Source organism: Streptomyces aureus, from assembly GCF_000725495.1.
In the GTDB taxonomy this organism is placed as follows: Bacteria; Actinomycetota; Actinomycetes; order Streptomycetales; family Streptomycetaceae; genus Streptomyces; species Streptomyces aureus_B.
On record NZ_JNZD01000021.1, the window covers coordinates 234,467 to 249,410 of the forward strand.

7 protein-coding genes and 2 pseudogenes are annotated in these 14,944 nt (G+C 69.0%); 7 read left to right on the forward strand and 2 right to left on the reverse strand.

From position 1 onward, the window contains the following. The first annotated feature begins 8 nt into the window (after nt 1-8). From IO36_RS25135 to IO36_RS25160, 7 genes are all read left to right on the forward strand, one after another. Nucleotides 9-1,607, forward strand: a complete 1,599-nt coding sequence (locus tag IO36_RS25135; RefSeq protein WP_245173475.1) for a DUF2397 family protein — start codon at nt 9-11, stop codon at nt 1,605-1,607. Continuing rightward, entirely contained in the window at nt 1,604-2,959 is a 1,356-nt protein-coding gene (locus tag IO36_RS25140; RefSeq protein ID WP_245173476.1) for a DUF2398 family protein, read from the forward strand. Before IO36_RS25135 ends, IO36_RS25140 begins: the two co-directional genes overlap by 4 nt. Then, nucleotides 2,956-7,206: an SbcC/MukB-like Walker B domain-containing protein gene (locus tag IO36_RS48990; protein WP_037623133.1), complete on the forward strand. Its 4,251-nt coding sequence runs from the start codon at nt 2,956-2,958 to the stop codon at nt 7,204-7,206. The genes IO36_RS25140 and IO36_RS48990 overlap by 4 nt, the downstream gene beginning before the upstream one ends. After that, on the forward strand, nt 7,203-8,525 hold the full coding sequence (locus IO36_RS25150) for a DUF2399 domain-containing protein (protein ID WP_037623135.1): 1,323 nt from the start codon (nt 7,203-7,205) through the stop codon (nt 8,523-8,525). The genes IO36_RS48990 and IO36_RS25150 overlap by 4 nt, the downstream gene beginning before the upstream one ends. 386 nt (nt 8,526-8,911) lie before the next feature. Next, nucleotides 8,912-9,229, forward strand: a complete 318-nt coding sequence (locus IO36_RS46980; RefSeq protein WP_158997500.1) for a hypothetical protein — start codon at nt 8,912-8,914, stop codon at nt 9,227-9,229. Continuing rightward, a complete protein-coding gene (locus IO36_RS43845; protein ID WP_037623137.1) occupies nt 9,226-10,677 on the forward strand; it encodes a hypothetical protein in 1,452 nt (483 codons plus the stop codon). Before IO36_RS46980 ends, IO36_RS43845 begins: the two co-directional genes overlap by 4 nt. A 365-nt stretch (nt 10,678-11,042) precedes the next feature. After that, nucleotides 11,043-13,163 carry a DUF262 domain-containing protein gene (locus IO36_RS25160; RefSeq protein WP_158997502.1) on the forward strand — a complete coding sequence of 707 codons (2,121 nt, stop codon included), beginning with the start codon at nt 11,043-11,045 and terminating at the stop codon, nt 13,161-13,163. 244 nt (nt 13,164-13,407) lie between these two features. Here the strand turns inward: IO36_RS25160 and IO36_RS48995 are convergent. Next, a pseudogene (locus tag IO36_RS48995) lies at nt 13,408-13,644 on the reverse strand (EcsC family protein); the annotation flags it as partial. Between the two features lie 175 nt (nt 13,645-13,819). Next, nucleotides 13,820-14,548 (reverse strand): annotated as a pseudogene (locus IO36_RS49000) (EcsC family protein); the annotation flags it as partial. Nucleotides 14,549-14,944 lie beyond the last annotated feature (396 nt).

Below are 14,944 nucleotides of genomic sequence, written 5' to 3' on the forward strand. Positions count from 1 at the left end.
TGCCCGCCGTGACCGGCAGCGTGACCGACGCGCGTAAGGCCGTGGGATATCTGGTGCGGCCCGAGTCCGGTGAATACATCGCGATCATGGATGTGTTGGAGGGGTCGGTGACCGACCTGACGGTCGCCGAAATCGCTGCGGCGGTGGTGGTTGGTGGAACGCGCCTGGACGCACGTCTGGTGGAGACGCGCCTGGACGCGCTGAAGGACATGGGTGCGGTCTCGATTAGGACGGACACCAGCCACGCACGCCGCTACGCCGAGATCCTGCCCCGCAACTGGCGCTACACCGCCAGCCCCACGGGCCGGCACGTTCAGCGCTTCTACCGCCAGGTCCTGGCCGGCACGGTCACCGCGCGGGAAATCCCGATCGCATCACTCAGCCGCATCGTTTCCCACCTCGAGCAGCTCGCAGCTGCCCTGGATACGGCCCAGCCCGATGCAGGCCTCCTCGACGCCGCCGTGCTGGATGCGGTGGGGTCGGTGTTCACCAGCCACGACGACCTCGATGCCGCACTGGTCGGCGCCGAGGACGCGCTGATCGGCCTTGCCGACCGGTTCGACCTGGACGAGGAGCGCACCAGCGACCTGAAGGGCCTGCTGGTCGACTACGCCACCCGCGTGGGGGCCGAACTCGACTCCGGATCCGCCCGGGCTGCCGCAGCACTCGTGTTCCTGCGGCCGTGGTTCGGCCACCTGTCCCAGGCAGCCGTCGATGCCTCCCAGGCGCGCGACCTCATCGCCGCCGGCGCGCTCAGCGCCTCCCGCGGCGGCCGCAGGGAGGACTGGGAAGGACTGTGCGCGTGGTTCGATGCCCGCACCGGGCGGGCCGCACGGTTCTCGCTGCGACTGGTGCGGGCGCTGCCGGGCATGCACGCCAACCTGCGCCGACTGCACTCCTCGGCCGGTACCGCCTCCACCCGCAGCCGCGCTCTGGCCCTGGCCCGTGCCGTGCTGACCCCGGACATCGGGGTGCAGATCTTCCAAGCCTCGGTCGGCGATCACCCCTGGCGGAAGCTCTATGGCCAGGTGGACGAAGACGACCGGGGCCGCAACCCCTCCTGGCGCGACGGAGGGCAGGTGCCCGTGCCCACGCTGCTGCGTACCGCGGGTCGGTCCGGCCCGCGCGGCAGGGGCGCCGCACCGCGCGACGACACCGCGGCCAAAGCCCAAGTCGCCGAGGCCCGGGCACGCCGCGAAGCCGGACACCGAAAGGCGCTCGCCGCAGTCCTGGCCGCGCTTCCTAGCCAGCAGCTGGACGAAGCTGCCGCCCGGGCCGCACTCGCCGCCCTGATGGCCGCCGCCCGCACTGGCGCCACCGGGCCACGGCGCACCGGTACGAGCGGCGGTCTGGCCTGCACTCTCCTTCACACCGGCTCCGGCACCGGCGCCCTGATCGCCCCCACCTGGCGCGTGCTCCTGCCCGGACGCATCCCGCTCTTCCACCGGCCCGGCGAACGCCCCTCCGCCGAGGTCCTCGCCGCCCTTGCGGACACCACGACGACACCCGACCGATCGACACACGCCGCCTTGCGCATCACTCACTCCCGCCCCGACGCCCCCGACGCTGTTCTGCGGCCCATCTCCCGTCAGGAGGGTGCGGCATGAGGGAACAGACAAGCACCCGCACACCCGCCCCGACGCCTGCTGCCGGTCGTTCGCCGCGGCGCAAGGCCTGGCGGCCCGAGGCCGACGCCGAGGCGGCCGCGCTGCTGCGCCGTCTGGCAGCACGCTGCTGGCTCATCGGCGGCCGCGACGACGAACTCATTGCCGCGGTGCGCCGCAACGAGCACGCGCTGCGCTCCGCCGTCGCCCGACTGGGATGGGTACTGATCGTGGAGCGCGACCTGGTGCGCCTGCGTAAGAGCCCGCCCCCACGCCCCCAGGCATGGGCCGAACAGGGACCCACGCCTGCTGCCTGCTCGTGGTTCTTCCTGTTGCTGGCGGCCGCGGAGTCGATGCCCTCGCGCACGGGCGTAGGGCACCTGGTCACCCAGGCGCACGCGGCTGCTGCCGAGGCCGGACTGCCCGTGCGCCACGACATCACCGAGCGCAGGGCCGTCCTGGCCGCCCTGCACATGCTTGATGACCGTGGCGTGATCGAACGCCTCGACGGTGACCTCGACCGCTACCTCCACGACGACCAGGCGCCCGTCCTGCTGGCCATCCACCACACCCGACTGGCCTACGTCATCGCCAACCCCGGCACCCTCGACCCTGCCGCCGACCCACAGGCCTGGCTGAAGCAGGTACAGCGGGAGCCGGACGCCGCACGCCGGATGCGCCGCGCGCTCGTGGACGACACCTGTGTTCACACCGCACTGCTGGACGAGGCAGAGGCGCAGTGGCTGAGCCAACGGGTGCGCGGTGACGACGGAGGCCCGCTGGCCGACGCCTTCGGGCTCGTGCTCGAACGCCGGGCGGAGGGAGCGGCGTTCGTGGTCCCCGACGAAGCCTTCCGCCACCCCCATGAGCTCGGGCCGCTGACCTTCCCCGCGCCCGGAACCGTCGCCCATGCCGCACTGCTTCTTCTGGACCATGCCGCCCTGCACGGCCATACCGACCACGCTCCCGGGCCGGGCTGGCGCGGGATGGGAGAGAAGGCTGTGGTGGAAGCTCTGACCGCGTTCGGTACCCGCAACGCCGCCGGCCGCGGCGGCTGGGGCAGCGAGTACATCCAGGACCCGTCCCTGCTCGCCGGCAAGGTCCGCGACCTGCTGACCGGTACCCACCTGGCCCGGCTGATCCCCGCCGCCGCACCGGCCGGCGGGGAGGCGACTTTCATGTGGTGGTTCGCCCCCGCCACCGGCCGCTGGGCCGAAGAAGGCACTGCCCAGCCCAAGACCCCGCGCCCCCGCTCCCGGGCCGCCAGGCCAGCACCGCAACAGCCCCCAGCCCAGCAGGAAGGCCTGTTCGACGCGATGAACACCGACCGGGCCGCGGAGGAGCCCCCGGCATGAGTGACATCCTCGACCTCGACTTCACCCAGCCCCCGACGCCCGCGCCGTCCGGCAACACCGGCCGCTTCGGCGGACGCTGGCGGCTGATAGGCGCAGGGGCATCGAACGTGTGGCGCTACGGCGACCTGGACCTGGTCGCCCCCTCGGGCCGACTGCTGCTGCGCGGCCCCAACGGGACGGGCAAGACCACCGCGCTGGAAGCCCTGTGGCCCTACCTCCTCGATCTCAACGGAGCCAAACTGGCCGCCGGCAAGGCCCGCCCCACCACCTTGAAACTCCTGATGAGCGAAGGCGCCCCCGCCAAGGGCCGCCGCTACGGATACCTGTGGCTGACCTTCGCCGCCCCGGACAGCGCGACGGCACCCGACCTGCCGGACGAGGCGGCCGACAACGGCCGTGTGGTCAGCTTCGGAGCCCGGCTGCAGTACTCACCCAGCTCCACCCCCGCCGTCAAGGTCGTCCCCTTCATGGTCACAGGCCGCCCGCTCGAAGATCTGGCGTTGCGCGGTCCCCACAACAGTGCCCTGGAACTCGAGGAGTTCACCAGCCGCGTCGAGGCCGCCGGCGGACGTGTCTTCGCCGAGCCCGAGGAGTACGTCGAAGAACTGGCCGGACGCATCTGGTCCACCACCGCAGGCGAACTGAGGCTGCTCGCCTCGCGGCTGCGGGAGGTCCGCAACCCCACCCTGCTGGGCGACGTCTCCCCAGCCGCGGCCGCCGACGCGCTGCGCCAGTCCCTGCCCGGGGTGGCCGAGGACGTCGTCACCGCCACCGCCGAAGCGCTCGCCGAATCCGACACCACCCGCGAGGCGTTCGCCCGAGACGCACACGCCGCCACCCTCCTGACAGAGTTCGCCCGCGTATGGAGCGGACACGCCGTCGACGTCACCCGCACCGCCCAGAGCCACGCGCGCCACGCCCACGATGCCGCCGCCGCCCGCCAACGGGACGTCCACAAGCACACCGGCCTGCTGGAGAGGGCCACAGCCGAGGCCGAGCAGGCCGCAGAGGACGTCCAACGTCTGGAAGGCGACCGCGACCGGGCCCAGGCCGCTGTGCGCGCCATCGAGACCAGCGACGCCTACCGCTCCCACGGGCACGTCATGAGCCTGCGCAAACGGCTGCGCGCCGAACAGAAGACCGCAGCCGGCAGCTACGCCAGCCTGCATGAGGCCGCCCAGGACGCGATCCGGCAGACCGCGAACGGCCGCAACGCCCTCGACGAGGTCATCGGCGACATCCGCGAGACGCTGGCCGACGCAGAGGAGGCCGGGGGAGCGCCGGTGGCGTTGGAGACCCTGCTCGCCCACCATCCCCGGGCCCGCGTCACCCGTCGAGTCGCCGACCGCATGACCGATCCCGGTCCGGGCATCACCCTCACCCACGACCGTGAGGGCCTCAACCGGCTCGCCGCCACGTGGACGGCCCACGCCCGCGAGCACCGTGCCACGGCTGACCGGGCCACCCTGGTCCTGCGCGACCATGACAGCGTGGCAGCCGCCGAAGAAGCTGCCAAGGTCGCACACCGCGCGGCAGCCGGTGCCGAGAGCGCCTACGACGAAGCCGTCCAAGCCCAGGACCGTGCCACCGCGGCGGCCCGATCGGCCGCCCGCCGGGTGCTCGGCGAGGTGACGCGGTGGGCGCAGGAGCATCCGGTGCTGCGGGGCCTGTACGACCCAGCAGCCCCGGGCGGAGACCCGTCGCCGGTGTGGGACACACACGACGTCGACGCCCTCCAGCATGCGGAACCTGCCGCGGTCCGCGACCAGCTCACCGCCTGGGCTGAGGACGCCCTGCGCATCGCTGAACGGCTCGCCGCCAGCCACGACAGCGCGGCCGAACACCACCTCGCCACCGCAGCAGATCTCGAGAGCACCGCAGCTCAATACCGCGCGCAGGCAGTCCAGTTGCGGTCGGGGCGGCTCCTGCCGCTGCCCCGGCCCAGCTGGGCCGGGGCGGGCGAGGACGACACCGCGCTCGGCAGTCTGTTGGAATGGCAGCCAGCCCTCGACGACGCCCCAGAGGCCAAGGCCTTGCTGGAGCTGGCCCTGGCCGCCTCCGGCATCCTCAGCGCCCACCTGCACGCGGGCGGCGCCACCAGCCACGCCTGGCACATCAGCCCCACCGGGACGGTCCAGGAACACAATCTGACCGCCGTCCTCGACATTGCCGACGGCCATCCGCACGCCGACCTCGCCCGCGCCGTCCTGCATCGCATTGCCCTGGCCGACACCACCACCCCCGACGAGGGCCGCCGGGACACGACAGCGCTCGTCATCGGACGCGACGGCACCTTCACCGCCGGCACCCTCGCCGCCCGCCCCGCCACCGCCCTGCACGCCACAGGCCAGCACATTCCGGCCGCCTCGCACGTCGGCGCCCGCACCCGCCTGACCCAGGCTCGCGCGCGAGCCGACGAGCTCGATACCGCCGCGCAGGAGCTGACCGACCATGCCGCCGCCGAGCGCCAGCTCGCCGCAGAGGCTCACCGCAAACGCGACGCCCTACGCGCCCAAGGATCCAGCTTCCCTCCGCAGAGCGAACTGACCACGGCCGAAGCCGAACGCGTCGGCATGGCAAAGACGGCGCACGCACGCCACACCGTTGCCCAGACTCTGCGCCGGCAGGCCGACGACGCCACGAGCGAACACACCCGCCTGCGCACCGACTGGCAAACCCGCGCCCGAAGCCTGCACCTGCCCGCCGACCCCGCCAGCCTGACCCGACTGATCGACACCAGCCACGCCGCGGCCCGAAAACTGAACGGCTGCGCAACCCAGTTGACCAGCCGGCTGCTGCCCCGCCTCAAGCGCGTCATCGAGCAGACCCTGCCTGACGAGAGCGTCCTTGCCGAGCGCCTCGCCGCACTCCAGCACGGCGCCCAGGACGCACACACCACCGTGCTCGAGACCCAGGCAGAACTCACCGAAGCCCAAGCCCACGGGGACGCCGACGACGCGGCCCGCCGCTACGAGCACGCCACCGCCCAAGCCAAGCACCTCAACCAGCAGCTCAAAGACGCCACAGCGCATACCCTCACCGCCGAAAAACACCTCAGCAGCTGCGAGAGCAACCTCGCCACCGCCCACGAACGCCTCACCGAAGCCCTACCCCTGCAAATGTCCACCGCAGCCCGCCTGCGCGCCCTGCTCGCCTGGCCACCCCTGGCCCGGGCCCTGGACGCCGATCCCGACCTCACCATCCAGCACCCCAACCCCGCCGCCCTGATCACCGCCGTCGACACGCTCCTCGCCCGCCGCCCCACCGCCTCCAAGAAGACCCTCGGCGAGCGCTACGACACCGTCCGCGCCGAACTTGCTCAGACCTGGACCATTGCCCGCGGCGACGCACCCGAGGGCATCGAAGGGCTCGACACCTTCGTCCTCACCCACGCCGAAACCCCCTACGACCCCCTCACCGCCGCCGACCGCGCCCAAAGCCTTGCCAGCCGTGCCAAAGCCGGACTCGACGCCGCAGAGGCCGCCGCCCTGCGTGACTTCGTCATCGGCCGCCTGCCCTCCGCCATCGGCACCGCCTGGGCCGCCCTGACCGGCTGGAAGAAGACCGTCAACCGCAAGATGCGCTCCGCCCAGGCCTCCTCCGGCGTCGGCGTCCAGGTCCAGATCGACCTGCGCAGCGACCTCGACCCGGCCACCCGCACCGTGTACGAACTGTGCTGCACCGTCGGCGACGCCCTGCGCACCGACGCCCAGAAGGAACAAGTCGGCCAGGCACTGCAAGCCCTCCTGGCCGCCGCGGACGGCTCCACCATGTACGAGCGCCTTACCACCGCCGTCGACATCCGCGCCTGGGTCGAAGTCCGCTACGTCGTCGAACGCCCCGGACCCAACGGTCAGCCCATCACCGGCCAATGGGGCTCACGCACCGGCCTGTCCGGTGGCGAACGCCGCCTGGTCGTCCTGGCCCCCATGCTCGCCGCCATCGCCGCCGCCTACGACCGCTACACCCCCACCGGCCTGCGCCTGGTCCCCCTCGACGAAGTCCCCGCCGAAGTCGACGAACGCGGCCGCGAAGGACTGGCCCGCTACCTCGCCGAACTCGACCTCGACATCCTGTGCACCTCCTACCTGTGGGACGGGGCACCCGGCGCCTGGGACGGCATCGACGCCCACGACCTCGAAGCCGGCACCGACGGCACCGTCGTCGCCTTCCCCATGCACATCCGCGCCGACCACCCCCTGCCCGGAGAAGCAGACCCGACACTGCCGGCTGGGGGAGCGCAATGACCTGCACCCTGTGCGCGGGAGCATGCAAGGACGCTGACCTTGCGCCGCTGCTCAGCCTCGACCTCGCGTGGCTGTGGCAGGCTCTGGCAGCAGCGGCCGACCGGCGCGGGGATGAGTCCCTCGCCAGCGGGCCCGCCGTCACCGTAACCGTGCCCACCGAACCGGCACAGTGCGCGGCCGCCGCCGGCCTCATCGACGGACGCCCTCTCCAGCCAGGCCAGAGCCGCCGCATTAACCTGGCCTATCTGACCAGCGCCTTGAGTGCCCGTGGTTCCCGTCTCACTCCTGGCGCCGTCGCAGCCCACGCCTGCAACCGGCGCTTGGCGACGAACGCCCGCCACCGCGCTCAGCAGACCATCGCCACCGACCGGATCCGCACCCACCTGGAAAACGCGACAGCCGACCTGCCCCACCACGTCCGCGAACTCGTCGGCCCCGACACCGTCTTCACCCGCCTGCGCACCCTCGGATGGATCACCCGCCTGCTCAATACACCCGACCCGAGCGACCTCCTCGAGCAGGCGCTCAAGGTCGCCGCGCAACTGCCGCCGCCCGGCCGGAGCATCGACCGCCGCCTGATGGTCCCCGGCAATCCCCACGCACTTGACGCAGGCCCCCTGCCCGCCCTCGTCCTTGCCCTGACCGGCTCCTCCGGTATCCCAACCCGTTCGGCCTGGGCCCGCTTGGGCGTGGACTGCGACGACCTGCTCGGCGGACTCATCATCACCGGCATTACGCCCCGACACTGGCGGATCCCGCCCGGCGTGACCTACACCCTTCCACCCCGGGAACTGGCCTCGGTGGATTGGCAGCCCCCCGAGCGGCCGGACCTGTGGGTCTTCGTGACCGAGAATCCCTCCGTCCTAGCCGCAGCTTGCAACCGCGCCCTGGCGGGAGACAGCCCCGTGACACCCCGGGTAATCTGCACCGCCGGCACCCCCTCCAGACAGGAATGCGGCGCCGTCGCATCCCTCTCGGACGCTGGCTGGAACGTCGCCGTCCGCGCCGACTTCGACCAGGCCGGACTGGCCCACGTACGCGCCCTCCTCAACGCCGCCCCAGCAGCGATCCCTTGGCGGATGCGCACCACCGACTACCTCGCCACCGCCCCCGAAGGAACCGACACCCTGCACTTGCAGGACGAGGACGCCCCTTGGGACGACCGCCTCGTCCCTACGATGCGAAAGCACTCCGTGCCGGCGTACGAGGAGGATTTGCTTCCGGCGCTGCTCACCGACATCGATGCTGGTGCACCAGACTCACCCTTGTATGTGGAGCATGTCGTACCAGTCGACGCTGAGGTGAGCAGACGGTGCTGAATCGTCCAACCGCCCTTCTCAGCGCGGTGATCCACTCCACTGCTATCGGACGCTCCCGACGCAGGCCGTCGTCGCAGACGTGGGCGCTGTCGCGCGAGTGCTCCTTCGCTGTCCAGTCGATCTTCATAGCGTTGAACAGAACAAGCCCTGCCGGGCGGACGACGACTACGTCAGAAGCGATGCCTGCTTGCGCGCGACGCCTCGTTGACAGCCCTGGGCTGGATCACAGCCGCCGATCGCACCTTCTGCGTTTGCATCAGTAGGTCACTCCTCGTCACGCAGAGCGTTGGTCGTCTTATCGATTCGTGAACTCTGCGCAGCTTTAGGCGCGGGCCGTGCTGCCAAGTTCCGTCACGGGAGGCGGAGATCATCTGTAAAATCCTGCCATGTCGATCATTGAATACCGTGGTGAAGCTGCGAACTTGAAGGTGCTCGCACGGGAAATCGAGGCGGATCAATGCCTGTCCGGAAAGTGTTCCCTTGCCCTGAAAACCTTGCATCAGGACCGACGCGATTCCTTGCGCCATGCGCAGTGGGCCGAGATCTCCATTTCTGTCGCCTCCGGATTGGCTACAAATGTGCTGTACGACGCTCTGCGGGCGCTGGTAGAGCGGGCGCGCGACCGTGGGCCCGTGGACGAGGTGAGCCCCCGCCTGGAAGGCGGTGGTGAGGACGCGGAAGGCAGAGAAGGGGGCGACCAGTGACCGTCCACACTCCGCGTCTTCGGAACTCCAGCGGCGCCGAACTGAACCTGCGCAGTCAGATCCTCTTTCAGGACCCGACTCGTACCCGCACCAAAGACCTCATTACTGCGGCCGGATCCTGGCACAAGACCTACGTGCACGAGAGCAGCCACTGGGCGCGGTACCACGGATCAACCGTCGGCGTCCTGCTCAGCCTGCTGCGGCGATCGAGGGACCAACTGGCCGCGTACACGATCTCTCACATGAGCCGCCAGGAGACGGTGGCCTTCCACGAGGGCCGGAGCAGTGGACTCCCCTTCATCTCCTTCAATCGATACCCCCAGCACACCCGCGGAGAGCTGAGGTACAACGAGCTGGACTGGCTCAACCTCTACTACGCCTACTACGTTCTTCTGGACCCTGAGGGCCTGGCCGCGTCCGATCTCGCGGCCTGGGATATGCAGGCGGCGTTCGAAAATTCGCTGGACGACACTTGGCGGCAAAGCGGTGGCGTGGAGATGATCGAGCGCCCCGACGATACGAGTGTCAGCGTTACGGGACCCATGCAACTCGTGCATACCTCTGAGGGGCCGCTCACCACCCGAACCCTGTTCGAGTGCGCGGCGGTGATCGATGAGCTCTTCCAGTTCGAGGGCACCTTCATGCGGCTGACCGACCCCACGCTGCGGGAGCTCTTGCTGGAGGAGATGCAGGGTGAGTATGGAATTCCGTGGCGTCTGGCGAACGCACTGGCAGGGAGGGAACTCGGCGGGAGTGTCGTGCTGGCCCTCATCGATTTTGCGTTGAACCCGGTGGTGCCGGGCCTGACCACCCACAACCCTTCCGTTGACTGGAGAGAGCTCTACCCTGCCTACCGCTTCGTGGCAGCGGCGAAGACGATGGCGGACTGGAAAAGCGACCTGGAAGCCAAGCCTCCAAGTCATGAGGCGACGGTTCACTTTCACCACACGCTTGCCGAGCGCAGCGGACTGCACATGGGACGGGTGGTGTCCCGCCTTTCCGGCCTCTCGACCCTGCGTGAAGCCGCCACGTTGCCCATGCACCTGGCCGACCGAACCCCTGCCGTTTCCTTTATATGCGCCTCGCGCCTCTTCGACCTCCGCGAGGAGGACGTCTGCGCGCTCTCCCACTACGGCGTCAATTTCCTGGGCGAACAGGCGGCCAGGTTCGCCGACCCCTACCGCGACATGTGGTGGCTCTTTCCCGTGTTCCAAGTGAGTTGGGGAGAGTACCGGTGGCCGGAACGGCACGTGAACCTCGACCAAGCCACGGACCTGCTATTGGGTGCCGCTGTGGCGTCGGCATACGACGACATCCTGCACGGCACCGGCCCCCTTACCTTCGAACACCTTCCCCGTGCCCTGTTCGAGGACCGAGGGGAAGTTGCAGCGCTAGACAAGGTTCTCAAGGACTCCACAGGGTTGGACCTGGGCTGGGGCCGCGCCTGACGTTCTCCTCATGGTGCAGGCCGACCAGGGGCGTCCGCCCGGCCGCCTCGCGATCTGAAATCGGCTGCTCCGAAGGGGCATTCGCCGGGCAGACGCATGCACGGGGGGATGCGGTTCACCCAGGTAAGTGACGTGGTCGGAGCAGGGCACTGCAACCGGGTGCAGACGGTAATCTTTGGATAACGGAGAGGGACTGGTGGGGGCGGTGTGTCCCGGGTGCGGACGATGAAGCTGAACGTGAGAGCCCGCGTTCTCCACGGAGTCCGCGCGCTGGTATCACCCCGGCCGTCAGGGCGGGTCGCCCTCCGGTACCTCGTGGGGGACAAGCTGTTGGACGCGCAAGGGCGGAACGCAAGGGGGCGGCAGTGGATACGAACGCGATGACGCTGCGGGAGTTGTTCGGTCCGGATCAGAGGCTGGTGGTGCCGGTCTTCCAGCGGCCGTACGTATGGTCCGAAGACCGCAACTGGCGGCCGCTCTGGGAGGACGTCACCGCCCTGGTGCAGCGCCGCCTCGAGGGGGAGGAGGTGCATCCCCACTTTCTCGGCGCGGTGGTGTTGGACCAGATGCCCACGCCGACGGGGTCGATGCCGGCCCGTCAAGTCATCGATGGGCAACAGCGGCTGACGACGCTGCAGGTCCTGCTGGCCGCAGTGCGGGATGTGGCACGTCGCCTGCACCTGCACGACAAGTACGTACGGGCCCTGACGAAGCTGACCGTCAACGACGACGACATGAGCGACGACCTGGACGCCGCCTACAAGGTGTGGCCCACCAACCTCGACCGGCCGGCGTTCCGCACCGTTATGAACGGGCCCCAGCCCGCCGCCCCAGGCACTGCTGCTGCAGGCCTGGGAGCATCGGTGATCGAGCAGGCATACGGCTTCTTCACCGCCCGTACCGGCGAGTGGGCACAGGACCTCGCGGGCGAACACACTGCGGACGAACTGTTCGACGCGCTGGTGCGCGTACTGCGGGACAAGTTCGAACTCATCGTCATCGATCTCAAGCCCCAGGACAACGCCCAGGTCATCTTCGAGTCCCTCAACGACCGCGGTACCCCACTGCAGGCCTCCGACCTGGTCAAGAACCTCGTCTTCCAAAAAGCCGAGGAACAGAGCCTGCCCGTCGAATCGCTTTACGAGGATGTGTGGCAGCGCCTTGAAACACCCGACTGGCGCCAGGAAGTACGCCAGGGACGTCTCAAGCGTCCCCGGCTGGATGTCTTCCTCACCCACTACCTGACCAGTGAACTCGGCGAAGAGGTCCTCACACCGGAGCTGTTCTTGACGTTCCGGCGCTATGTCGCGAACGCCCAAACACCACTGACCGCGCTGATGCAACACCTCAACGGTCAGGCGGACGCCTACCGGCGCCTGACCGACGAGCAGCAGCCCGCCACTGCCGAGGGCCGCTTCCTGCACACCGTCGGTGTACTGGATGCCAACACCGTCGTGCCCATCCTGCTGTGGCTGACCACCCGCTTCGACGAGAGCGACCGCGCCGAAGCCATCGCTGCCCTCAACTCCTATCTGGTACGCCGGACTGTGAGCCGGTTGACGACGAAAAACTACAACCGCCTCTTCCTGGAACTCCTCAAAGAACTCAAAGCCAAAGACGACCCGGCCGTCGTCAGCGACTTCCTACTGCGCCAGGACACCGACTCAGGCCGCTGGCCCACCGACCACGACATGCACACGGTGCTGCGCACCCAGCCGCTGTACCGGCATCTCACCCGTGCCCGGTTGCGCCTGATCCTCACCGAACTGGAAGAGGCCCTCTACACCAGCAAGACCGAACGTCTCGTCCACAACGGCACCCTGACGATCGAGCACCTGCTGCCACAGGCATGGGAGGCACACTGGCCCCTGCCCACCATCGGTGGGGACGGCGTCGAGGCGCGTGAGCGCCGGCAGACTCTCCTGCACAGCCTGGGCAACCTGACCCTGCTCACCCGCAGCCTCAACCCGGCCGTCTCCAACGGCCCCTGGCAGCACAAACGGGCCGACATCCTCCTGCACAGTGCTCTGTCACTGAACCGGTCGCTGCCCGAGCAGTGGAACGAGGACGCCATCAGCGCCCGCGCCGCTCACCTCGCGCAGGCCTTCTGCCACCGCTGGCAACACCCCGCCGGCCCCGCCCCCGCTTCAACGAGCGCGGCACTTTCCCTGCCAGCCTCCGCTGCCGTCCCGCCGCACGCGACTGTCCATGCACCTGCGCACCCTTCGTCGATCCGGCCGGCCGCGGCCGGTATCGGTATCCCGTCGGCCCGCCGGGATGTCGCCCGCCACATCCATGAGGCCTTCGCCCAGTACGCGGACGGCAGCGCCCTGACCGTCGCACAGATCGCCGCAGTTGCCACCAGCCAATACCAGGCAGGGGAGATCAGTCCCGGCGCCGTCGCTGCCCGGCTCAAGGCGAACACCGTGGACGGCGTCGAGACCGTGCGCGACAGCACTCCTCTCACCGCACGAAAGACCAGCTGACGGAGTCCGACGGCGTGGTGCCGCCGACACGAAGGCCGCCTCAGCGCGGCAACGAGAGAGGAATCTGCGGGGCAGCGAGAGGAGCTGGAGACCGGCACTGTTCGTTGAGGTACCCGCTTCGGGGCATCGCCGGCAGACAACGTGTCGGCTGGCGACGCTGACCCGTGGCAGTGATCGCAGCGGCACAGAGCCGTGTCCGCGCACCACTGTTTGAGGGCTTCGGCGAGATGGGTGATCTCGTCGGTCAGTGGAGGTCAGGTCCGCCTGCCTCGACTATCTTGCCCAGCAAGCTGATTTCCTCGTCGGCGTCGTCCGGGACATCCGGGTCAGCATCGGGAAACGGTTCTGAGGCCTCCTCGTCGGCGAGATGCGGGTACTTCTCCAGGAGGAACCGCCGTCGGTATGCCACCTCGGCTGCGTCGACGATCCCTTCCAGAGTGGTCCAGTTGAGGGTGCTTCCAACGACGATTCCAACTGCGGGGACGGCCTTGCCGAGTCCCTTCTTGGTGAGGCGAAAGCTGAATGCCTTCGCGAACTGCGAGGAGACCTTGGCGACAAGTTTCGTTCAGCACCTCCCACGTCTTGCCGCGGAAGAGCGCCTGGGTGAGCCGGGAGATGTCTGCCATCGCAGCGTTCTTGGCGGTGGCTGAACTTGCTGTCCCGACGTTGACGACAGACATTACGAAGAGCTTTTCGGCAGGCTCCTCGGGGTCGTAGCCGTAGAACAGCGAGACTTGGCCGACGGCGCGGGACGCGAGTCCGAGGACGAACGCGGTATCTGCGACGAAGGCACCGGTGATCGCACCTCCCGTGGGAGCTGCCGCGGCGCCAGCGGAGGCGGCGATAACGAGCTGTCCTCCGGAGATCACAAGACCCGCGCTGGCTCCCGAGAGCGCCGCGGCGGCCGGAAAGTACCAGCTTGCTGCCCGCCCGCGGACCGCATCAACCTGTTCGAGGTCGAGGCGGCGCACGTCGGAGAGCCTTGCGACATCGTGTCCGCGCTTGTTGTGGAGGGCAACCACCCGCTTTGAGGAGAGTCCCGCTCGAGAGAGTCGTCCCAACGTTCGTCGTATGGACTGAACAGCTGTGCCGCTCCAGTCCGGCAGGGCGTCGGCGGCTCCGCGAGCCCCGACTCCGACCTTGTGCGTGCCCTTGGCGACGAATTCCTGCCCACGCGAAACGGCTGACTTGGCCCGTGGGTAGTTCTCCAGTCGCTTCGTGGCACGCTTGCCGACTTGCTTGACGCCATTGGAGACCTGCTCGCCGGCATTTCTCATCGCTCGTGACAGCGGTCGCTGCTTGAACTGCTGGAGTGCCTGCCATTGCGCGAGCTCGTACTCCGATGGCAACTGAGTGGGCTGCTGCGGGTACTGCGGGTTGCTCATGAGTTCCCCCCGGGGCGTGGATAGTGATGTGTCAGTAACTGAGTCGTCAGATCACAGATCGAGAGTCCTGGTACGTGGCTGACGGCGGTGTACCGAGCAGCAGGACGCGCCTTGTGCGGGCGGGCCTGGGCGTTTTGAGGGTGTGCCGCTTGTGATGGGCTGTAGCCGCGAGTGCGTTGGACCTTCGAGGCGTTTCTTTTGGTCACGTCCCGCCAAGTGGTGTAGAGATGTGGAGTTCACGACTCCGCAGGTCACAAGTGCCGACAAGGCCGATGCCCGAGCAGAGACTGCTCCGGCGGCCGGGAACAGCATCGACAGCACCCGTGGGATCTCAATGTGCTTGCCGAAGAAGCCGTCGCCGGAGCGAGGTGGTCCGGATTTTTTACACCACTTCAC